The organism is Leptolyngbya sp. FACHB-541 (genome assembly GCF_014695875.1).
Classification (GTDB): domain Bacteria; phylum Cyanobacteriota; class Cyanobacteriia; order Elainellales; family Elainellaceae; genus JAAUTN01.
In genome coordinates, this window is sequence record NZ_JACJPC010000102.1 from 1 (window position 1) to 20,717 (window position 20,717).

General features: G+C 49.6%; 20 protein-coding genes and 1 pseudogene. 10 read left to right on the forward strand and 11 right to left on the reverse strand.

Annotated elements, in window-relative coordinates; all coding sequences use genetic code 11:
- Positions 1-112: 112 nt before the first annotated feature.
- Positions 113-1,763 (reverse strand): annotated as a pseudogene (locus H6G00_RS21340) (thioredoxin domain-containing protein); the annotation flags it as partial.
- Between the two features lie 220 nt (positions 1,764-1,983).
- Here H6G00_RS21340 and rplU point away from each other — a divergent pair.
- The 3 genes from rplU (at position 1,984) to H6G00_RS21355 (ending at position 3,246) form a co-directional block, all read left to right on the forward strand.
- Complete coding sequence (gene rplU, locus H6G00_RS21345) at positions 1,984-2,415, forward strand: 50S ribosomal protein L21 (protein WP_190798294.1); 432 nt, start codon at positions 1,984-1,986, stop codon at positions 2,413-2,415.
- A gap of 95 nt (positions 2,416-2,510) precedes the next feature.
- Positions 2,511-2,795 carry a 50S ribosomal protein L27 gene (gene rpmA, locus H6G00_RS21350; RefSeq protein WP_190646125.1) on the forward strand — a complete coding sequence of 95 codons (285 nt, stop codon included), beginning with the start codon at positions 2,511-2,513 and terminating at the stop codon, positions 2,793-2,795.
- A 217-nt stretch (positions 2,796-3,012) separates the two neighbouring features.
- Complete coding sequence (locus tag H6G00_RS21355; protein WP_190798295.1) at positions 3,013-3,246, forward strand: hypothetical protein; 234 nt, start codon at positions 3,013-3,015, stop codon at positions 3,244-3,246.
- Positions 3,247-3,255: 9 nt separating this feature from the next.
- Here the strand turns inward: H6G00_RS21355 and H6G00_RS21360 are convergent, their stop codons facing one another.
- The 4 genes from H6G00_RS21360 to H6G00_RS21375 form a co-directional block, all read right to left on the reverse strand.
- A complete protein-coding gene (locus tag H6G00_RS21360) occupies positions 3,256-3,834 on the reverse strand; it encodes a CPBP family glutamic-type intramembrane protease (RefSeq protein ID WP_190798296.1) in 579 nt (192 codons plus the stop codon).
- 240 nt (positions 3,835-4,074) lie between these two features.
- Positions 4,075-5,133: a DUF3326 domain-containing protein gene (locus H6G00_RS21365; protein WP_190798297.1), complete on the reverse strand. Its 1,059-nt coding sequence runs from the start codon at positions 5,131-5,133 to the stop codon at positions 4,075-4,077.
- Between the two features lie 4 nt (positions 5,134-5,137).
- Positions 5,138-5,335, reverse strand: coding sequence for a hypothetical protein (locus H6G00_RS21370; RefSeq protein ID WP_190646121.1), 198 nt, complete (start codon positions 5,333-5,335; stop codon positions 5,138-5,140).
- A gap of 161 nt (positions 5,336-5,496) precedes the next feature.
- Positions 5,497-5,826, reverse strand: a complete 330-nt coding sequence (locus tag H6G00_RS21375) for a 2Fe-2S iron-sulfur cluster-binding protein (protein WP_190646120.1) — start codon at positions 5,824-5,826, stop codon at positions 5,497-5,499.
- Positions 5,827-6,334: 508 nt separating this feature from the next.
- Here H6G00_RS21375 and H6G00_RS21380 point away from each other — a divergent pair.
- Complete coding sequence (locus H6G00_RS21380) at positions 6,335-6,733, forward strand: response regulator transcription factor (protein ID WP_190646119.1); 399 nt, start codon at positions 6,335-6,337, stop codon at positions 6,731-6,733.
- A gap of 298 nt (positions 6,734-7,031) precedes the next feature.
- Here H6G00_RS21380 and H6G00_RS21385 read toward each other — a convergent pair whose 3' ends face one another.
- Entirely contained in the window at positions 7,032-7,217 is a 186-nt protein-coding gene (locus H6G00_RS21385; RefSeq protein WP_190646118.1) for a hypothetical protein, read from the reverse strand.
- Positions 7,218-7,432: 215 nt separating this feature from the next.
- Here H6G00_RS21385 and H6G00_RS21390 point away from each other — a divergent pair, with 215 nt between their 5' ends.
- On the forward strand, positions 7,433-7,996 hold the full coding sequence (locus H6G00_RS21390; RefSeq protein ID WP_190687040.1) for a DUF2854 domain-containing protein: 564 nt from the start codon (positions 7,433-7,435) through the stop codon (positions 7,994-7,996).
- Position 7,997: 1 nt separating this feature from the next.
- Here the strand turns inward: H6G00_RS21390 and H6G00_RS21395 are convergent, their stop codons facing one another.
- Together H6G00_RS21395 and pdhA are read right to left on the reverse strand one after the other, a co-directional pair.
- On the reverse strand, positions 7,998-8,255 hold the full coding sequence (locus tag H6G00_RS21395; RefSeq protein ID WP_190646116.1) for a chlororespiratory reduction protein 7: 258 nt from the start codon (positions 8,253-8,255) through the stop codon (positions 7,998-8,000).
- Between the two features lie 95 nt (positions 8,256-8,350).
- Entirely contained in the window at positions 8,351-9,382 is a 1,032-nt protein-coding gene (gene pdhA / locus H6G00_RS21400) for a pyruvate dehydrogenase (acetyl-transferring) E1 component subunit alpha (RefSeq protein WP_190646115.1), read from the reverse strand.
- Between the two features lie 447 nt (positions 9,383-9,829).
- Here pdhA and H6G00_RS21405 point away from each other — a divergent pair, with 447 nt between their 5' ends.
- The 3 genes from H6G00_RS21405 to H6G00_RS21415 all read left to right on the forward strand — a co-directional run bounded on the left by H6G00_RS21405 (position 9,830) and on the right by H6G00_RS21415 (position 15,767).
- Positions 9,830-12,259, forward strand: coding sequence for an IMS domain-containing protein (locus tag H6G00_RS21405; RefSeq protein ID WP_190646114.1), 2,430 nt, complete (start codon positions 9,830-9,832; stop codon positions 12,257-12,259).
- A gap of 60 nt (positions 12,260-12,319) precedes the next feature.
- Complete coding sequence (locus H6G00_RS21410) at positions 12,320-13,375, forward strand: AEC family transporter (protein ID WP_190798298.1); 1,056 nt, start codon at positions 12,320-12,322, stop codon at positions 13,373-13,375.
- Between the two features lie 325 nt (positions 13,376-13,700).
- On the forward strand, positions 13,701-15,767 hold the full coding sequence (locus H6G00_RS21415; protein ID WP_190798299.1) for an elongation factor G: 2,067 nt from the start codon (positions 13,701-13,703) through the stop codon (positions 15,765-15,767).
- 271 nt (positions 15,768-16,038) lie between these two features.
- Here H6G00_RS21415 and H6G00_RS21420 read toward each other — a convergent pair whose 3' ends face one another.
- Positions 16,039-16,806: a dienelactone hydrolase family protein gene (locus H6G00_RS21420; RefSeq protein ID WP_190798300.1), complete on the reverse strand. Its 768-nt coding sequence runs from the start codon at positions 16,804-16,806 to the stop codon at positions 16,039-16,041.
- Positions 16,807-17,142: 336 nt separating this feature from the next.
- On the opposite strand from H6G00_RS21420, the gene H6G00_RS21425 reads away from it, so the two are divergent.
- On the forward strand, positions 17,143-18,126 hold the full coding sequence (locus tag H6G00_RS21425; protein ID WP_190798301.1) for a GntR family transcriptional regulator: 984 nt from the start codon (positions 17,143-17,145) through the stop codon (positions 18,124-18,126).
- Positions 18,123-18,356 (forward strand): hypothetical protein, encoded by a 234-nt coding sequence (locus H6G00_RS21430; protein WP_199318637.1) that lies wholly within the window; start codon positions 18,123-18,125, stop codon positions 18,354-18,356. The genes H6G00_RS21425 and H6G00_RS21430 overlap by 4 nt, the downstream gene beginning before the upstream one ends.
- 64 nt (positions 18,357-18,420) lie before the next feature.
- On the opposite strand, the gene H6G00_RS21435 is transcribed toward H6G00_RS21430, so the two are convergent.
- Both H6G00_RS21435 and clpX read right to left on the reverse strand, forming a co-directional pair.
- Entirely contained in the window at positions 18,421-19,299 is an 879-nt protein-coding gene (locus H6G00_RS21435) for an alpha/beta hydrolase (RefSeq protein ID WP_190798302.1), read from the reverse strand.
- A gap of 73 nt (positions 19,300-19,372) precedes the next feature.
- Positions 19,373-20,710: an ATP-dependent protease ATP-binding subunit ClpX gene (gene clpX, locus H6G00_RS21440; RefSeq protein ID WP_190687055.1), complete on the reverse strand. Its 1,338-nt coding sequence runs from the start codon at positions 20,708-20,710 to the stop codon at positions 19,373-19,375.
- Positions 20,711-20,717 lie beyond the last annotated feature (7 nt).

Here is a 20,717-nt window from a genome sequence, read left to right on the forward strand (position 1 = left end):
CGTCTAACAGCATTTCAGGCCCTCCAGAGTCAGCAGGGTTAGCATAATAGCAGAGTTGTTCCCGTACTCTACATCTCTAGAGTGACGGGTATGCTATTTTCCCGCAAGTCCCTAAATCACTGCTAGCATCCGTGTTGTAATACCCTCCTAGTTCAACGCTCCAGAGGAAGTCGTCAAATTCTGTTTGGAGTTTGACGGCGTGAGTGAGGTAGGAGGATTGCGGGTTAGGGAGGGCTTGGGTGGCTTGATCAAGGTCGAGTAGAGCTTTGATGAATAGGGCATAGTCTTCGGACTGAGCTAAGACTGCTGGTTTGCCGTTGTAGTTGAGCCGCTGGAAGCGATCGCCCACCCGTTGATGATTCAAAATAAAATCGGCTGCTTGACTCGCCAATTTCAAGTAATCCGGCTTTTGTAGCACCGCAGCGGCTCTTGCCAGTCCTGAAATCATCAGGCTGTTCCAGGCGACGATTATTTTTGTATCTGTCACTGAGGGAATGCGTCCTGCCCAGTTTTGGGATTTGGCTTCCTGGTTGTTTTGAGCAGGCGGGAAGGTAATTACGGTTTCCGGCAGTGCGCCATAGCGGACAGCAAATAGCTTCTTCAGAATTAGCTCTGTCGTGTCGCTGAGTTGTCGGTTGGCGACGTTGCAATACATTTTGTCCTTCAAAATTGCCATCGGCAGTGATGGTAAACTGCTCTGCTAGTTCATTCAGTTCCGCTTCACTGAGCAATTCTGATAGGTCTTGGTAGTGCCAGACGTAAAACACGCCTTCCTCTGGTTCTAGATCAGAGGGAGTGACGAAGCTGTCAGCATCCTGAGCGGCGTAGAAATAGCCTTGAGGGGAAGTCATTTCTCGCTTCAGCCATTCGACGGTTTGGGCGATCGCCCGCTCAAAGGCAGGTTCCTCAAACCCAGCCCCCCAAAGGTTTGCTAGATACTCAACAATCTGCCCGTTGTCGTAGAGCATCTTTTCAAAGTGGGGCACTGTCTAGGTCGAGTCAACGGTATAGCGATGAAATCCGCCTGCAACGTGATCAAAAATTCCACCTAGTGCCAGGTCTAGCCCTCGCTGCTGACAGGCTGTAGCTGCATCATATCTAGAGTCGGCAAAATGAAACCGCACGCCTCGCAAAGCTGCTTCGGCGTAGGGGATCATAGGGAAACTGTTGCCCATGCCTCTAGAGCTAAGAATTCCAGCGCTGTACTCCAACCCTAGCCGCAGCAGATCTTTTCCGAGTTCACCTGCCGCCGACTGCACCGCTGCACTCTGTAAATTTGCCAGGATTTCTGCTTTGACAGACTCTACTTTCTCCGTCTCGCTGTCATAAAAGCGGCGAATGGCTTGAAGCACCTGAAGGAATCCCGGTCGCCCGTACTTTGCCTCCAGCGGAAAGTAGGTGCCCCCATAAAAAGGCACGAGATCGCCTGGAGTGAGAAATATATTTAACGGCCAACCACCTTGCCCGACCATCATCTGCAGTGCTTGCATATAGATGCTGTCGAGGTCGGGACGCTCTTCCCGATCTACCTTGATCGGTAGGAAGTTAGCATTCATATAATCGGCGATCGCCTCATCCGAAAACGCCTCGCCCTCCATCACCGTGCACCAGTGGCAGCTAGAGTAGCCGATGGACAAGAAGATCGGTTTGTTTTCTCGCTTTGCCGTCTCCAGGGCTTCATCGTCCCAAGACCACCAGTTGATTGGATTTTCGGCGTGTTTGCGGAGGTAGAGGCTCTGTGCCTGAGCAAGACGATTTGGCATGGGGGCAGTTAGAACTCGTCGGGGGTGTCTTTTCCGAGTCTAAGAAATTTGACTCAATTCAACATGCATCCGACTTTGCTTGACACTATCCCTTTAAATTAGGCATTATGGTTAACTGGTTGTTTACTTGCTCGGATCAGGTTCTTCAAAGCCTTAAAACTGGTGTTTAGCTGAGAGATATAAGCCAGTTACCTGTACGGCATCCATTAGGACGAATTTTATGGCTTACGCAATTATTGAGACGGGCGGCAAACAGTTACGGGTTGAGCCGGGTCGCTTTTACGATGTCGAGCGCCTTGCAGTTGACGAAGATGAGCAGGTCACAATCGAGCAAGTTCTGTTTATCGATCAGGACGGAGATGCTTCCGTGGGTCAACCTCTAGTTGAGGGTGCCACAGTAGAAGCAACTGTGCTACGTCATCTGCGGGATCGCAAAATCATTGTCTACAAGATGCGTCCCAAGAAGAAAACGCGCAGAAAGCAAGGACATCGTCAAGAACTAACCCGCTTGATGATTCACTCCATCAGCTTGAATGGTTCTGTCATCGCAGGTGACAGTCCAAAGGCAACTTCTTCTAAAGAGACTGCTTCTAAGAGCGCTGAAGTTGAAGCAGATGCAGCAGAGGAAGAGGCACAGGATTCAGAATCCTGATAGCCCTTTAGTCTCTGATTTGCTTACGGGAAACTGGTTCGCCAGTTAAGCTTAAGTTAGATAAATACGTGTAGATAGCGATCGCAGGAACGATTATGGCTCATAAGAAAGGAACAGGTAGTACCCGTAACGGTCGTGACTCTAATGCTCAACGCCTGGGAGTCAAGCGTTATGGCGGACAGGTTGTCAGAGCAGGAAACATCTTAGTGCGTCAACGTGGCACTAAAGTTCATCCCGGTTCAAACGTAGGTCGAGGCAACGACGACACGCTGTTTGCTCTGATTGATGGAGTCGTCACATTTGAGCGTCGGGGTAAGAACCGCAAGAAGGTAAGCGTTTACCCAGTTGCAGTTTCCGAACCCGCAGCAGTATCAGCATAGGCTCGCGTAGTAAATACACTCGCGTAGCAAATACAATTCGATCAAGTCCGAGTCTGTCATGTCCTTTCATGGCAGACTCGGACTTTTTTATAGGTTGATGGCGATCGCTAAAATTCATTACATTTATGCAAACTATCCGGATGGGAACGTGAAGGGCAAGAATTCAGGAATTTATGGGTGAAATCCTGAATCTTCATTTACCTCTACCCGAACAAAAATGTTTGCAAACTTTGTCAGCAGCGCTTTACGGAACGACCTAGATGCCAACCTTGAATTTTGTGTACGCAATGCCCTAGCAACCGGAGAACTGTCTCCCGCTACCCATGCTTACATTCAGCAAGTAAGTGGCACAGCCAATTTGACAAGGCGCGATCGCACACTTCTAGCTATCTTGAAAGATGCAATCCGAGACGGTTGTGTGCAGCAGGTAGAACCAAATACTCAACCTTAATACTCAACCCTAGTGTTTCACTTTCCACATACAGCTTGAAATCAAATTCGTAGTGATATGAGCCACGATGGGAACCAGCAAGTTTCCTGTTTCTAGAGCGCTGATTCCCAGTACGCCCCCAATAACTGCCGCCCAAATGACGTAAGCCCACTGCTGTGAACCGCTGTAGTGAAGCACTCCAAAACAAACGCTAGAAACAAAAACCCCAAAAGGATTTAGCCCGATCGCAGGCAACATCACTCCACGAAACAGCAATTCCTCGCTTAAACCGGGCAGCAACCCCAGCCAGATCAAATCAAACCAAATTAATGGTTTAAGCACCAATTCTAGATAATAATCGGCACTCTTTTGATAGCTAGACCAGAGGCGATAAACAATCGCACTAGCGGTCGTGATCCCCAATCCTATCCCCAATCCTATCAGTAAGGCATTGACGGATAGATTTACCGCTAACAGGGAAACAGAGTCAAATAGTAGCCACAGTCGGGCGACAAGCAACAAAATGATAGCTGTCACCGCCATTGCTACCAGGATTTGCACACGGGTTAGAGACTCTACAGTTGGGTCTTGAGGAAGCTGCTCAGTCACAATAGATAGAAAAATTAAGAAAGTTGAGTGCTTACAAAGATAGAGTTTGCGAAGAACGTCTTTTCTATTTCAAATCTATTTCAAACGAAATCTATTTGAAGCAAAATCGCTCAACCCAATGACTTTACTCGCAGTACTCGCAAGATAGCGCAAGATCAGCCAGTTGGGACTCAAAACCAGGATTCAGAAAGTTTTCTTCTTAGCAATTTTTCAATCTGTTACGGGTAATAGACCTACTTTTCAAAGCAGCTCTATTGAGCCCATTTGAGGTTGCAAGGCAGCGGGGCTGATGCCAGCTCGATGGGACACCAGTACACCTAATGCTTCCAGATAAGAATTGACCTGAAGGGCTGAAATTCCTAAAGCGTCTGGATAAGACTGCATCCGAGTTTTGTTATCGTGAACTGCAATGATCTGGGCAGTGTGACTCAGACTGAGAACAGCGCTGCCACCACAGGCACTCGACGGAACAATCAGCGCATCCACCTGATCTGCCCACAGGTGATCGGGTTGAGCTAAGGATTGGGCTGAGGGTTTCACAAACTGTGGGGCACGGCTCAGACCCACTAAAACGCAGGGTAGGAAGGTGTAACCCAACTCCTCGGCAGCTGAGCGTGGAGACACCTTTGGGTCAAGCGGCAGGGGAGAAAGGGCCGGAGCATGGGCACAAGGGATGTGGAAGGTTCGTACTACCAGATGGCTAATCACTGCCTCTGCACCTGCCAGGGGGTCAACGCCCTGACCGTGACGATAGGCTTGCAAGGCTTCACTTCCTGTGTCATCGGGAAACCGAGCAACGACAGCGATCGCCTCTGCACCTGCCTGTTTGATCAACTTCTCCGTTGCTCGCAGCAAACTATCTGGATGCTGAATCGTTCCCCAAGTTGCGCCAGAGGCAGCCTGACGTAGCTCTACCCCCAATGGCATATCAGTCACAACATAATCAGTCAGAGATAGACCTAGTGTGGCTCTAGCGGCATCTGCAACTTGAAGGTGCCTTAGCCGCAATTCTGGTTCAATTCCCTGATCCAAAACCAACCCTACTCGGTTTTGATGGACGGGTCGCAATCCCCAGTTGCCTGCTGCAAACTGATCTAGCCCATACCCCTCTACATAGAAAGCGTTGGGTAAGGGCCAGTAAAGCTGTGCGCCATTGAGGACATTAGGATGAGTAATCAGGCGATCGCTGACCTGGGCGATCGCCCGAGCCACGGGCAGTGCATCCCCTGCGTATCCCCCAACAGATGCCCCGATCCCTGTCGGAACAATTAAAACAGTCGTATACAAACGCTGGCTCAAACAATCAGCCCTGTTGCGCTAGAGTTACATCCTCTGTCGTGACAACTGCTTCAACCCGTACCTTTTGGGTTGCTACATCTACAGCCGTCACAGCCCAACGCAGCGGCTCTCCCCGCTTTTGCAGCTCAGCCTCAATAGCTCGATGCATTTCAACAGGCGATTCTTGAATCGCAACCTCGGCGTCAATAAAATGAGTCGTCATATAGCTAGATCAACTGAATGAACTGAATTGAAAGATGAGTGAGTCAGCCGAGCCAATTATTGTCGAACGGTTACTCACTGTCAAATGTCGTTTACCATCCGTGTGCCATCGAGTAGCGATCAAACAGTCGGTCTACGACTGGTGATAGCAACTTATAGCAGCTACTTGCGCTGTTGAAACTGTCCAAACTGGAGGTGATAGACGACCTCTTCTTTTTCGGTCTCAATTTTTAGATCAGAACGAGGATAAGCTACACACAGCAGCGCATAGCCCTGCTCTCGGATCTCAGGACTGATCCCCATGCCGTCGCTTTGGTCTACCGTTCCTTCCAAAATTTGAGCCGCGCAGGTCGTACAGACTCCTGCACTGCAAGAATAGGGCAAATCTAGCCCTGAAGCCTGAGCAGCTTCCAAGATTGTTTGATTTTCGGGCACTGTCAGGGTTTTAGTTGCGCCTTGGTGGTAAATCTCGACAGTATGCGTCTTAGTCATAAATCATTAAATGGTCAGATTGAATTTTGCCTGTTGGTTGCGTCTTTTAAACTGCGGCTTCTCTATTCTTTCACGGAATTTCCAAGACTTGTCTTTATAATCCGTCCGTTAGGGTTTTAGACCTAGGGTTTTAGACTCGCATAAGCCAAGAATAGGCTGACTTAAATTTCAGCTCTTATGAACTTATAAATCTTAGATTTTTTGATAAAGAGTTCCACCAAAGAGTAGTCAAGAACGATTTGGCAGGCATATAATTCGGGCAAGTCGTAAGTAACTTTAGAGCGATTAACAGCCTATATTCTTGCTTTTTCTCTAGAAGCAGGCTTTTTTTCGCAAATTATCTCGCGTTTCAGCCAGGACTCAATACCGTGAAAGGATGAAGCCTACCTAGCTTGGTTCGCTCGAACGGTAGAGGGAGTTAGAGCTTTATTCTGCTTAAACTAATAGTTAAGTTATAAGCTCCAGCCGAGGTAGTTTAACGTCCTTCGAGTCCATTCATTCTATCGTGATGCTGCCCTACAAACATTCTAAGCTTCGTGTTCTTGTTGCTGATGACCATGAACTTGTGCGTTTTAGCCTAAAGCTGGCGCTACAAAGACAGCCTCATATTGAGTTAGTCGGTCTGGCTAGCAATGGTCAGGAGGCGATCGAGATGGTACAACAGCATCGACCCAATGTGGTAATTCTCGATCTCCAAATGCCGATTATGGATGGTCTAAGTGCCTCTAACCACATTAAAAGTCTGTATCCCAATGTCCAGATCCTTGCTTATTCATCAGTGAAAGATCCACAGGTGGAGGTGATGATTCAAACTGCTAAAATTGATGCCTTTTGTGAGAAGGCAGTACCGATTCAAGAGCTAGTTGATGTTGTTAATCAACTGGGTGAACGCGCTATTAATCGTTAACGCAGGGTCAAAAATATTAGAAAAGCACCATACTCTGCTAAATCTTTCAGCCTAAGGTTTGAAGGCTAAACTTCTTCAAATTTTAAGGTAGTATCCTTGAAGCATCAGGCGCGATCGCATTACAAGGCAGAAGTTATTTTGCTTGCTCTCTATATACCTGCGCTAATTCGTTAATTGATTCAAATTGATACTGTTCCTAGCAAAGCTGCATATTTTGGAGCCTAACTCGCGTAAACGGGTTAACCTCCAAAATATGCGGCTTTAAGCTTTAAGGGGAATTGAAATAACCTGAATTACGTTAATTAAGCTCACTTTCAGGAAAAGTTCGTTTGAATTCGTCAATCAGGTCGTCGATCTCTTCAAGTGCCTGATTAACGTCAATTCTCAACGTGCCTAAGTCTGGCTGTTCTAACAATCTCAGCAGAGATTCACGCTTACTTTCAATTAGCTTGATTCTTTCACGAAGGGTTTGGGGGTCTAACATCGATACTATTCTCCGCTGATGCTGTTCTGGGAATAAGTTGGATGCTTCTTTGAAAGAAGAACCTTTGGTAAAGGGCGATCGCCACATCAGGTTCCTAAGAAATCACATCCAGTGGTCATTGTAGCTGGGTTGCATTCATCCCGTCATTCAGAGACGATGAACAAGTGCATGGCAAACAACCGCTGAATTTATCTTAGGCTGCGAACTTACTAATTATGTTGCGTCAAGTTTCTCTAGGAACGTTAGGTTTAATTGTGGGCGGTATTTTATCTGTTACGGGGTTTGTGGCCTATTTCTCAGCCAATGCCACTCTAAATCTAGTTGGCTTCTTTTACGGCATTCCAATTTTGTTAGGCGGACTGGCGCTCAAAGCTGCTGAGCTAAAGCCTGTGCCGCTTGTTACTGCCTCACCGTCCGTTGTGGCATTACGAGAACAGCAGGCTACCTCGACTCAAAATCAGATTCGCAAAGATGTGACTCGCTTTCGCTATGGGCAAGAAGCGCATCTAGATAGCTCTCTGGAGCATTTAGGACTCAGTCCCACGGATGAAGAACGGCCTGTTCTCGAACGTTTGCGAGAGGAAGACATGGCAGGAGCCTATGCGCTGATTCTAGAGTTTGAGTCGCCGCTGATTTCGTTTGAAACTTGGCAGAAAAAGCAAGACAAGATGGAGCGTTTTTTTGGGCCGGGCTTACGGGTTGAGCTAACCCAGCCAGAGGAGGAACGGGTCGATGTAGCGCTCGTTGCTGCGACAGCCGAGCCCCCCACCCAGGCATAGTCTACTTCTCTAGACGCACTACGTACCATTGGAGAAATTCGTCTGGGCCGACATCCAGTTCACAAGAGGTTTCCATCAGGTATTGAGCCTGCGCGTCTACGCTATCGAACCGCTGTAAGTCTCTAGGCAAGTCGTCCTGCCGCTGTGCCAAAACTCCTTTGAGTTTTTCAAGTAGCTCTGCTGGCGTAAAAAACTGTTCAGGCTGGTTGGTTTCCAGTACGACATATGCGTCTTCCTGATACATGATTGGGTCTGGCATTTTGGCTCCTCTAAACTTCGAGGGTGTTCTTTAAAAATTTTGAGACGTGAAAACGAATCTTTCACGTCTCAAAATTTTTGTGGCTTCATCAATGCCTACTCATCTTCTGCAAAGACGTAGCGGTAGAGATCTTTGGGGTCAGGTTCGGGGCTATCCAATCCAAACTGCACCGCCTCTTCGATCGTTGCTTGAATGCGGCGATCGATTTCCTTTAGCTCGTCCTGATTAACCAAATTTTGCTCGATCAGGTGTGCCGCAAGTTTCTTGATCGGGTCGCGCGAAAACCAGAACTCTTTTTCGGCTTTAGAGCGCAGTTCGTCTGGATCTGCCAGGGAGTGTCCGCGAAAACGGTAGGTGAGCGCTTCGATCAGCGTCGGACCTTCGCCAGCACGGGCACGGGCAACTGCCTCTTGAGCGACAGCCCGCACCGCCAAAACATCCATACCGTCTACTTCCACCCCGTGCATTCCAAACACGCTAGCTTTTTTGTAGATCTCTGGCTGAGAAGTGGCTCGTTCGTGCGCCATGCCGATCGCCCACTTGTTGTTTTCCACCACGTATAAGATCGGCAACTTCCACAAAGCCGCCATATTCAGGCATTCAAAAAATTGACCGTTGTTGGCTGCACCGTCGCCAAAAAAGCAAGCTGTCACCTGATCAGCCGTGCGATCGCCCAACGCCTCTTTTCTATATTTAGATTGAAAAGCTGCGCCTGTAGCGACAGGAATTCCCTCAGCCACAAAAGCGTAGCCGCCTAGCAGGTTGTGTTCAGCAGAAAACAGGTGCATTGACCCGCCTCGACCTTTACTACAACCCGTCACTTTGCCAAATAGCTCAGCCATGATCTCACGGGGCGGAACTCCAGCACTGAGAGCATGAACGTGTTCTCGGTAGGTGCCGCAGACGTAATCATCTGAGCGCATCGACTTGATTACACCCGTCGAGACTGCTTCCTGCCCGTTGTACAAGTGGACAAACCCAAACATTTTGCCCCGATAGTACATTTCGGCGCACTTGTCCTCAAAGGTGCGCCCTAAAACCATATCTTCGTAGAGCCGCAGTCCTTCGTCACGGGTTACAGAGGTTGAAGCAGCCGAAATAACTGGTAATGTTCGTTCTTGAACCATTGATTTACAGTATCCTCGCGGAATAGCGCATTAATTCTTTATACCCTGACGGGTGGCTGATTTTAGAATGGGGATTAGAGGCTGAGGATTTAGGTGAAGAGTTGCGTGACCATCCTTCATTCGCGACATTTCTCTATCTTTCTCGATGTGCAATCTTCGTTTATATGCAATCCTCATTTATGTGCAATTTTAACTAGCCCTGCTCCCTAACCCCAAACCCCCAAGCCCCAAAAATCCAAGTTAACATCCCAACTGGGTAAAACTTATGTTAAATTTAGCCGTTTTTTGACTATGCTGAGGAGTAAATTTCTGCAAACGATGCCAGTTATGATAGTGACACTATCCTGATGGCACGTGATGCCCGTTTTAAAGGCATGTAGTGGTTGCTGATGGCTTGGATGCGATACCTTTATCTGATCGAGTTGCTCGTTGCTGGGGAAGTGGACTGTGCGAATTCCGCTCGACTATTACCGAATACTAGGCTTACCGATTCAGGCCACTGCTGAACAGTTGCGGCAGGCTCACCGCGATCGCGCGCTCCAGCTTCCTCGCCGGGAATATTCAGAGGCGGCGATCGCTGCCCGCAAGCAGCTTTTGGATGAGGCTTATGCCGTCTTGTCTGACTCCGACCAGCGGCGCGATTATGATGCAGGCTTTTTGGCAAAATCCTACGATTTGGAAGCGGGCAGAGTTGATGCGGCTGATGGGAATGTTGGGGGAACAGCGATCGCCACTGACCCTACTGCTGACCCTTACACTCCCAGCATTGAGATTCAAGACAGTGAACTGGTTGGCGCTCTGCTCATCTTGCTTGAGCTAGGCGAATATGAATTGGTGCTAAAGCTAGGTCGTCCTTACCTTAGCAGCGGCAGCGTTCCCCTTAAGAATGGACGGTTTGGCGAGCCCGATATCGTTTTAGCTGACATTGTGTTGACGGTTGCCTTCGCTTGCCTGGAACTAGGGCGAGAACAGTGGCAGCAAGGGCAATACGAAAATGCTGCAGAGTCACTTGAAACGGGACAGGAACTTTTGCTGCGAGAGGGCGTTTTTGCCAGCGTCCGGGGGGAAATGCAGTCTGACTTATTCAAGTTGCGCCCCTATCGCATCTTAGAGTTGTTAGCCCTGCCAGAGCATCACGAAACCGAGCGACGACAGGGGCTGAAGCTGCTGCGCGACATGCTGCAAGATCGAGGCGGCATTGATGGCACGGGTGACGACCAGTCAGGGCTAAACATTGACGACTTCCTGCGGTTTGTCCAGCAGTTGCGCGGTTATCTCACGGCAACTGAGCAGCAAACGCTATTTGAAGCCGAAGCACGTCGTCCTTCCGCAGTAGCCACCTACTTAGCAGTCTACGCATTGCTAGCAAGAGGATTTGCCCAACGTCAGCCCGCTTTGATTCGTCGAGCCAAGCTGATGCTCATTCGCCTGGGTGCCCGACAGGATGTGCATCTAGAGCAAGCGGTCTGTGCGCTGCTGCTGGGGCAAACTGAAGAAGCTAGCCGCGCTCTAGAACTGAGCCAGGAATATGAGTCGCTAGCCTTCATTCGCGAACATTCTCAAGGGTCGCCTGACTTACTGCCAGGGCTGTGTCTGTACGGCGAACGCTGGCTACAAAACGAAGTCTTTCCCCACTTTCGTGACCTGGCACGACAGCAAGCCTCCTTAAAGGATTACTTTGCCGATGAGCAGGTGCAGGCTTACCTGGAGGAATTGCCCAATGAGCCAGAACCCGCAAACCAGTGGACATCGGTTAAGACGGCTACTGTACCTTCCTATAGACAAACACCTGTCGGGCAGGCAGGCAGTATCTCTGATATTCGGACACGCACTGTTGGGCAAACAGTAGGGCAAACGGTAGGGCAGAATAGCATTTCGACTGCTACACCTGCGGCGACTGCGACCATCGACTCTAAAGCAGCCTACGCGGAGACAGGTACGAATGGGACAACGATGCCAGCAGCAGAGCGGGTTTCACAACTCTCACCAGACGCAAAAAACGGAAACGCCACTGCGAATGGGGGCAAGGGAGGGCGACCCCTTACGGGTATTGCTTCGCGATCGCCTTCTACCCCTAACCCTGCTGAGCGGAAGCGAGGGCTAATTTCAAATGGACTTTCATCCACTGAAGCAGAACTAACTCCAGCCCGCCGGATAGGAGGTAATCGCCGTCCCAAACTCGATCGCCTGCTATTCATCGCCGCGATTGGGCTGTTGAGTTTTGTTATTCTGGGATTTTTGCTTAGCCGAGTTTATGGCTTGCTGTTCAACCGAGGTCCCTCATTACAGGGAGAGCAGCTTCAAATCCAGATCAGTCAGCCACCCGTACCCATTCCAGAAGTAACGGCTGAAGCGCAAACGCCGAATGATCCGAATGCGCCGATGACTGAGGAAGTCGCCCAACAGGTGATTGCGACTTGGCTATCCACCAAGTCGCAGGCTCGTGGCTCAGACTATGCGATTGATCAACTCAGTCAGATCCTGACGGGAGAAGCGCTATCTCAACAGCAATACTTTGCGGAGGAACTACGGCAAACTAGCTCATATTGGGAATATGAGCATGAGATTGTCTCAGTACAGGTTGAGGGAGCCGAACAGAGTGGAGTCGGAAGCGCAACCGAAGGCGCAACCGAAGGAGAATCTAGTGCTACACCTGATGCATCCGCGGTCGGCAGCGCCAGCCCAACCGACACCGTTCCAGCGAGTAGTGCCAGTTCAGCCGAAGCTCAGATCGTGGCAGAGGTGTCTGAGGTCGGCGAACTTTATCAGAACGGTCGGGTTAACCTCAGCCAATCCTATGACAGCACGGTGCGGGTACGTTATGACCTGGTACGCCAGCCAGAAGGGTGGCGGATCGAAAGTATTGAGCAGCTTTGATTCGCGGGGCTTTTCTGAGTAAGCTACTTTGTAGCTGATATTCTGTATCTTTTACACGGCATGACAGATACCCTGTTTCAGGCTTACGTTCCGCTGCTGTTTTGGACTGGACTAGGGTTACTGTTATTTCGCTTTTTGCCTGATTCGCTGCCCCGTTTTTTGGGACGCAGCCTTTATTGGGTTGGTATTCCACTAGAAATTCTGGCTCTAGCACGGCAGACCAACTTTGCCGATCAGATTGGCTTAGCACCCCTGGCAACGATCGCCATTCTAATCTGCGGGTTAGTTTTAGCCTGGACTAGTCTTCAGATTGTCAGAAAAACTGCCTCTAACACGCGTTTGAATAGCGGTGAAACGGATGCTCCTGTACAGGAGGCGATCGCAGAAAAATCTCTACACGCGATCGCCACTTCCTCTATTACTGAACAACCCGCCGTCAATTTTTGGGAAGCGCGATCGCGTCAAGGCAGCTTCATTCTGTCATCCATGTTTGGTAATACAGGCTTTGTGGGACTGGCGATCGCCCCTGCTTTTGTCTCAGAGGATTATTTGGGCTGGATTGTGTTTTACAGCATTACCCACAATGTAGTCGGCACCTATGGAATCGGCGTGTTTCTGGCAAGCTATTTTGGGCGATCGGTGCATCAAATTAGTTGGCGCACCCTGGTTCGAGATATCTTAACCGTGCCGTCGCTCTGGGCATTCACAGTGGGATATCTGACTCGTGCGGTCGAGTTACCTTCCATCCTGGAGTCAGGGCTGCATTCCTGTATTTGGGTAATTATTCCAACCGCGCTGCTGCTGATGGGGATGCGGCTAAGCCAGCTTCAGGGGTGGAACAGTTTACGGCTAGCACTGGTGTCAGCCGTTCTTAAAGTGTTTGTAGTTCCGAGTTTAGTCGGTTTAGTCGCTACGCTAGCTGGATTGTCAGCCGAGCCACGACTGGCACTGGTGCTGATGTCAGGAATGCCAACAGCCTTTGCCGGTTTAATCTTGGCTGAGGAATATGAACTCGATCGCGATCTGATTGCGAGCAGCATTGTTCTAACAACAATTATGCTGTTTGTGACGATCCCCATTTGGCTATTTTTATTTGGCGATCGCCCTATTTTCTAAAGCAATCGAAACCTTAAACGTAACGATCTATGACAGAAGTTTATCGTGATCCCGTTCAGATAAACTTTCCTAACTAAGCGATTATGCCAAGTTAGGGTCGGGTTAATCTGAAGGTATAGCAGGAGACAGAAACTCCATTTATCAAGCTACAGACCAAACACAGATCTATTTCATGCATCAGCGCTTCAGCACCATTTTGCTGAGATTAGGTTTCTGTCAGGCTATTTAATTTGCAGTTAGGTTTGCTTCGTTTCAAATAGGCAGTGAAATAAATTCCTGCCTCACTTTCTGTACCCATTTTATTTAGAACGGGAGTGAGCATCCTATGAACGAAAGAGTATTTTCTGGCTCACGAAATGTGGCGATCGTCGGTCCCTATCTCAGCGGTAAAACCACACTATTAGAGAGTTTGCTATCAGTAACGGGAGCAATTTCTCGCAAAGGCAGGGTGGTTGATGGCAACACCGTCGGGGATAGCACTGCTGAAGCCCGCGATCGCCAGATGACTGTAGAAGTTAATGCCGCCAGTACTGAGTACGGCGGCATTAATTTTACGTTCCTCGATTGTCCAGGTTCGGTTGAGTTTGCTCAAGAAACTTACAACGCTTTGATTGGTGTGGATGCAGCGGTCGTTGTGTGTGAACCGGATTGCGATCGCGTCCTCAACCTTTCCCCCCTATTTCAATTTTTAGACGATTGGGAAATCCCCCACCTGATTTTCCTCAACAAGATGGATCGCGCCCACTCCAACATTGCCGAAGTGCTTCAGGCATTGCAGTCAGTTTCCAGCCGTCCATTGGTGCTGCACCAGTATCCAATCAAGCAGGGTGAGCAGATTACAGGCTTCATTGATTTGGTGAGCGAACAGGCTTACCAATATCATCCCGGTGCCCCTGCCGATCCAGTGCCGTTACCCGATGCCCTTAAAGAGCAGGAACGGGCAGCCCGTACTGAAATGCTGGAAACCCTAGCAAACTTTGACGATCACCTCTTAGAAGAACTCTTAGAAGAAATTGACCCACCCCAGGAAGAAATCTGGCAAGACCTGAAGATGGAACTGGGCGCAGACCTGATCGTGCCTGTGTTTGTCGGCATGGCAGAGCAAGATTTTGGCGTGCGGCCACTACTGGATGCCCTACTGCGTGAAGCCCCTGCCCCCGAAGCAACCACTAAACGGCGGGGCATCACGATGGCTGGAGCCAATCCATTAGCACAAGTGCTCAAAACCTATTGCACTCCCCAGGGCGGCAAGCTCTCTCTTGTCCGAGTTTGGCAGGGTGCTATCAATGATGGAGCAGTTCTTAACGGGGTACGAGTTGGCGGCATCTATCAGTTGATGGGACAGCAGCAACAAAGCCTAACCGAAGCAGCAGCAGGGGCGATCGTGGCGCTGGGTCGTTTGGAAGGCATTAAAACTGGGGATACGCTCAGCACTGACGCGCAACTAGCCAATGCCTTACCTAAAGCAGAACGAATTGACCCGGTCTATGCTTTAGCGCTAACTCCAGAAAAACGCAGTGACGAGGTAAAGCTGAGCAGTGCGATCAATAAACTGGTGGAGGAAGATCCCTCTCTGGTGTGGGAGCAGCACGGCGATACGCATGAGGTGATTCTCTGGGGACAAGGTGACATTCACCTGCTGGTGGCGCTCGATCGGCTGCGGCGCAAGTATGGCTTGCCGCTCTCAACCCATCTGCCTCAGGTGCCCTACAAAGAAACGATTCGGCGATCGGCTGCATCGGTGCATGGTCGCTATAAGCACCAAACGGGCGGTCACGGGCAATTTGGCGATGTTTACTTGGAAATCAAGCCGCTGGAAAGAGGTGAAGGGTTTAATTTCAATGAAACGATTGTTGGTGGAGTCGTGCCTAGACAGTACATTCCCGGAGTGGAAATGGGAGTGCGGGAATATTTGACGCACGGTCCACTAGGTTTCCCAGTGGTGGATGTAGCAGTGACGTTGACGAATGGTTCCTATCACTCTGTAGACAGTTCTGAGCAGGCGTTTAAGCAAGCGGCTCGAATTGCCATGCAGGAAGGGTTGCGACGCTGTGAACCCGCTTTGTTAGAACCCGTAGTGGCGATCGCCATCTCCGTTCCTACCGACTTCACCTCCAACGTGCTGCGCCTGATCAGCACCCGTCGGGGACAAATTTTAGGCTACGAGGCTAAACCCAACTGGCGCAGTTGGGATGAAGTATCTGCCTACCTGCCCCAAGCTGAAATGCATGACCTGATTGTGGAATTGCGATCGCTCACCCAGGGCGTTGGTTCTTTCCGCTGGCAGTTTGCCCACCTCCAGGAAGTACCCGATAAATTGATGGATCGAGTACTAGCAAAGAGTGGCAACGGCAACGGTAAGACAAATGGGAATGACAACGGTAACCACTAGTAAGGTTCAAGAGTCTTGTGGGATGGACATCCTGCTCATCTAAATCGAGCAGTTACCTTCTTATTTCTCTCGTTACCAGGACGGAGCCTGGTAACCCAATTCAGAAGCTCCAGATTCCTTTGACTAAGAGAAACTGGAGCTTCCTCCATTAATCGGCAAGGGTTCATTCGGGCTGCGATGCTCCAACGAGCGATCGCCAAGGCAATTCAAGAAAGGAACTATTGTACAACCGTTAATGCTTGGTAGGGGCAAACTGCCGTTCGCCCTTGAATTAGGGCTGCAATATTTTCTGAAAAAGCTGTTGCACTTTTTCCCAGGCATCAGCAGCGGCTTCAGGATTGTAGCTACCCCGCTGATCGCAAAAGAAACCATGATCAGCACCCGGATAGCGAAACACCTGATGAGCAATGCCGTGCTTCTGTAGCTCTGCCTCAACCTGATCGACCTGCTCAACCGGAATGCTGGCATCTTCCATGCCAAAAAAGGCGTAAAGGGTGCCATTAATTTCAGCAGTGCGACTGACTGTCGGAGCACCCCCACCTAGGGTCATTGTAGTCACCCCTGCCCCATAAAAGGAAGCTGTTGCTTTAATGTCGGGCAGCGTTGCTGCCAAGTAAGCCACATGCCCACCAAAGCAAAACCCGATACAGCCGATCGCCTCCGACTTAACTTGAGGCAGCATCTTTAAATAGTCGATCGTTGCCTGAATGTCTGCCAGTAACTCTGTCGCTTTAGTCTTGTCTTTATATCCTCTACCGACTTGAATCGCTTCGGCGGTGTAGCCGGTTTCAAAATTGGGTTTGAGGCGTTGATAGAGAGCGGGGGCGATCGCCACATATCCTAATCGAGCAAACCGCTCCGTCACATCGCGAATGTGGCTGTTTACCCCAAAAATCTCCTGCAATACAATCACCGCCGGAAACGAACCCATTCCAACTGGCTCAGCCTGATATGCTGAAATCTTTAAACCTTGACTTTGGACTTCCGCGTGAGAAGTCCGAATTTCTACACTGGTCACGGCATCTCCTACCTGCGTCATGGGAATCTAGAATAGAAGTGGCTCCACGTCTGCTCTCCTTGAAACAGACGCTACTGCCTCAAAAAAATGAACACCCCAACCAACAGGAATTGAGCATTACCCAAAACCACCTGTTTAGGGAGCTCAACTGGATGAGGTATTTATTCAACAACAGAGGTACGCTGGTCTACAAATCCCTTCTTCATTAGCTGCATTTTGCCGTAAATAGCTTTTGCAGCTTGAATCCACTCCTAAAATAAACCCCTTCTTACTCACAAGAATAGTAAGAATTACGATATCAAGCTTGCAGTGGTAGGGCGTTTCACTCTACTTCCCAAGCTCCTCGGAGGCTCTGCGATGGTTCAATTTCACATTCAGCCCGACAGCGAAATTCCGGCATCAACCCAACTCTACAACCAGATTCGGTTTGCGATCGCCTCACGGCAGTTTCCGCCTGGTCATCGTTTGCCCAGCACCCGCCAGTTGGCAATGCAAACCGGGCTACACCGCAACACAATCAGCAAAGTCTATCGCCAGCTTGAAGAATCAGGCGTAGTCGATGCTCAGGCAGGCTCAGGAATTTACGTGCGGGCACAAGGAGACGAGGGTGGCGCAAAATCCCGTTCTCCTATCTTGGAACAACATCCACAAGCTCACAAGCTAGTGCAAAAAAGCCTGGATGATCTATTGACTCAAGGTTGCTCTTTGAGCCAGGCAAGAGAGTTATTTTTGGCAGAAATTGATTGGCGGCTGCGCTGTAGCGCCAGAGTGCTAGTCACGGCTCCCAGCCAAGACATCGGTGCAGGGGAACTGATGGTTAGAGAACTAGAGCAAGCCCTGAAGATTCCAGTGCAGCTTGTTCCCTTGGAAGAACTGGGTCAGATTCTAGACCAGGCACGATCAGGGACAGTCGTCACCAGTCGCTATTTCATCGGAGAAGCAGAGGCGATCGCTGCCCCCAAGTCAGTCCGGGTCATTCCAGTAGACATTTATGATTACGGCAAAGAGCTGCACCTGCTGAGAGGCTTACCCAGAGATAGCTGCATCGGTCTGGTAAGTCTCAGTTCAGGTATTTTACGGGCAGCAGAGGTGATCCTCTACAGTCTACGAGGCGATGAATTGCTGGTCATGACTGCCCAAGCAGAAGACGCCTACAAGCTAAAAGCAGTAGTTCGCAGTGCCCAAGTAATCATCAGTGATCAGGCAAGTTTTGAGACGGTGAAAGCGGCTGTTCAGTCAAGCCGAGAGGATATCATCCGTCCGCCTCAGCTAATCTGCTGCGACAACTACATCGGCACAAAATCCATCAATCTGCTGAAGCGAGAGCTAGGTTTAGAGTGAAGCAAACTTGGGTGGGAGTAGGGGCGATCGCCACGCTTATCGTAGCCCTGACATTTACAGTTGCTCAGGCTCAGCAATCCTGCGACTCTAGCTATCCAAGTGTCTGCATTGCGCCTGCACCACCCGACCTGGACTGTAGCGATATTCCCCATCGTCGCTTTGAGGTACGCCCCCCAGATCCACACAGGTTTGACAGCGACTTGGATGGAATCGGCTGTGAGCAAGACTAGCTTGGGAGGGCGAACGGCTGTTCGCCCTCCCAAGCTAGAGAACAATTTCCTTCCTGGAAATGTTCTAAGCTAGCGTTGCTGAGCTATTGGGCAGTTTCAGAAACTCTCTCACGTGACGTAGGTAAGCTTCTGGGTCTTCCAACATTGGAAAATGGGAAGTCTCAGGCATAACAATCTGCTCTACCTTGTCGCTCAGAGCAGCCGCCTGTCTACCCATTTCTGCTGGAATAATCTGGTCGTATTGCCCTGAGATAATTAGCGTCGGTACGGTTAAGTGAGCAAACTCTTGAGGCATTACCTCAGTCGCCTTTTTACTCACCGCCGTATAGACTGTCCCGATCGCTGCCTCGTAGTCTGCCATCAGAAAGTCTTCCAAGAAAGCCCGGCTAACTAAATCAGGCAAAGAGCGATGGAGGAAACGCGCCATAAACAGGCGGTTCACAAACGGAATTTTAGCTAGCCAAGACGGGCGAAAACTAACAACATACCCGCCAAATTTATAGAAAGCGTTAAACGCCTTCTCGTCATACTCAAAGATACCGCTACAAGTCAGAATGGCCCGCTCAACCCGCTCTGGATAAAGGTTGAGGAAGAAAACGGCAACAGATGAACCCGTTGAATGAGCGTTGAGAAAAACTCGCTCAAGTCCTAAAGCATCCAGCAACAAAGCCAGGTCTTCTGCGTAGCTTTCTAGCTCATAGCCCAGATCTGTAACCGCTTGGACAGAGGGAGAAGGCAGGCGCGATCGCCCAAACCCTCGCATGTCATACAGTAAACAATCAAACTGTTCGACTAACTTTTGGGCTGTACTTTCCCAGTAGCGCCCCGAACCCGCCCAGCCGTGAATAAAAACCATCACAGGCTTAGTCGAAGCAGCAGTCCGTTCCAATTGGGTAATCCACTCGTAGTAGTGTGTAACCCCACGAATCTCGATATAAGACATTTTGAAATTTTGAACTGATCCTCATCCTCTATTCAAACAGGTTTGAGGCTCAGTATGACGTTCTAATGAGGTTCTATGCTGATTCTGGTTTGGGCAGAGAGGAAGGATGCAACAACAGCTCAGCGGTGGAGCGTTTTTCAACCATCTCGCGAGTAATCGTACATCGAGTTACGTCCTTGCGAGAGGGCAATTCATACATCACTTCCAGCATCAGTTCTTCGACGATGCCGCGCAGCGCTCTGGCTCCAGTTTTACGACGATAGGCTTCTTTGGCGATCGCCTTCACCGCTTCAATCTTAAACTCCAGATGCACATTGTCCATCTTCAGCAGCTTTTGATACTGCTTCACCAGAGCATTTCGGGGCTCAGTCAAGATTGCAGCCAAAGCTTCCTCATCCAGCGGATCAACTACCGCTACGACGGGGACTCGTCCGATAAACTCTGGGATCATGCCAAACTTAACCAGATCTTCCGGTTCAAGATGCTGAAGCACATCTGCCGCTCGTTTCTCTTTGGGCTGGCTTTCACCCGGCTGAATAAAGCCCATCGACTTTTTGCCGATCCGCTGTTCAACGGCTTTGTCTAACCCAACAAAGGCACCGCCACAGATAAACAGAATGTTACTCGTATCAATCTGAATGCAGTCCTGATAAGGATGCTTGCGTCCACCTTGAGGAGGCACATTGGCAATCGTGCCTTCCAGCATCTTCAGCAACGCTTGCTGCACCCCTTCACCAGAGACATCACGAGTAATCGAAGGATTTTCACTCTTGCGGGCAATCTTATCAATTTCATCAATGTAGATAATGCCACGCTGCGCTTCTTCCACGTCCAGATCAGCGACCTGTAGCAGACGCAGGAGAATATTTTCTACATCTTCACCGACATATCCAGCTTCGGTCAGCGTTGTAGCATCTGCGACCGCAAAAGGAACATCAAGGATTTCTGCCAGCGTCTGCGCCAAAAGTGTCTTTCCGCAGCCCGTCGGACCAATCAATAGAATGTTAGATTTTTGCAGCTCTACAGAATCATCTGCTTTGCTGCTGCCCTTTGCTTGAACAAAGCTAAGCCGTTTGTAATGGTTGTAAACTGCAACGGATAAAACCTTTTTCGCTTCATCCTGACCAATTACATGCTCGTCTAGATGCTTTTTGATCTCTCTGGGCTTAGGAATTTGATTGAGAGAAATGTTAGCTGAACGGGCCTGCCGCTTTTCGGGCTGCTGTTCCCTTCGCGGAGTAGGTTGAGGAACCGCTGAACTGGAGTCAAACAGTTCCTCATCCAGAATCTCGTTACAGAGATCTACGCACTCATCGCAAATGTAGACTCCTGGACCAGCAATCAATTTGCGGACTTGCTCCTGCGACTTACCACAGAAGGAACATTTGAGATGAGAGTCGTATTTAGACATAGTCGCC

Excerpts from the sequence above, each read along its gene's own strand:
- H6G00_RS21385 (WP_190646118.1), bottom strand. The coding sequence starts at position 7,217 with ATGTTAGACCCCCAAACCCTTCGTGAAAGAATCAAGCTAATTGAAAGT.
- pdhA (WP_190646115.1), bottom strand. The coding sequence starts at position 9,382 with ATGGTTCAAGAACGAACATTACCAGTTATTTCGGCTGCTTCAACCTCT.
- H6G00_RS21390 (WP_190687040.1), top strand. The coding sequence starts at position 7,433 with ATGTTGCGTCAAGTTTCTCTAGGAACGTTAGGTTTAATTGTGGGCGGT.
- H6G00_RS21420 (WP_190798300.1), bottom strand. The coding sequence starts at position 16,806 with ATGACGCAGGTAGGAGATGCCGTGACCAGTGTAGAAATTCGGACTTCT.
- H6G00_RS21425 (WP_190798301.1), top strand. The coding sequence starts at position 17,143 with ATGGTTCAATTTCACATTCAGCCCGACAGCGAAATTCCGGCATCAACC.
- H6G00_RS21375 (WP_190646120.1), bottom strand. The coding sequence starts at position 5,826 with ATGACTAAGACGCATACTGTCGAGATTTACCACCAAGGCGCAACTAAA.
- H6G00_RS21355 (WP_190798295.1), top strand. The coding sequence starts at position 3,013 with ATGTTTGCAAACTTTGTCAGCAGCGCTTTACGGAACGACCTAGATGCC.
- rpmA (WP_190646125.1), top strand. The coding sequence starts at position 2,511 with ATGGCTCATAAGAAAGGAACAGGTAGTACCCGTAACGGTCGTGACTCT.
- H6G00_RS21395 (WP_190646116.1), bottom strand. The coding sequence starts at position 8,255 with ATGCCAGACCCAATCATGTATCAGGAAGACGCATATGTCGTACTGGAA.
- rplU (WP_190798294.1), top strand. The coding sequence starts at position 1,984 with ATGGCTTACGCAATTATTGAGACGGGCGGCAAACAGTTACGGGTTGAG.
- H6G00_RS21410 (WP_190798298.1), top strand. The coding sequence starts at position 12,320 with ATGACAGATACCCTGTTTCAGGCTTACGTTCCGCTGCTGTTTTGGACT.
- H6G00_RS21380 (WP_190646119.1), top strand. The coding sequence starts at position 6,335 with ATGCTGCCCTACAAACATTCTAAGCTTCGTGTTCTTGTTGCTGATGAC.
- H6G00_RS21415 (WP_190798299.1), top strand. The coding sequence starts at position 13,701 with ATGAACGAAAGAGTATTTTCTGGCTCACGAAATGTGGCGATCGTCGGT.
- clpX (WP_190687055.1), bottom strand. The coding sequence starts at position 20,710 with ATGTCTAAATACGACTCTCATCTCAAATGTTCCTTCTGTGGTAAGTCG.
- H6G00_RS21370 (WP_190646121.1), bottom strand. The coding sequence starts at position 5,335 with ATGACGACTCATTTTATTGACGCCGAGGTTGCGATTCAAGAATCGCCT.
- H6G00_RS21435 (WP_190798302.1), bottom strand. The coding sequence starts at position 19,299 with ATGTCTTATATCGAGATTCGTGGGGTTACACACTACTACGAGTGGATT.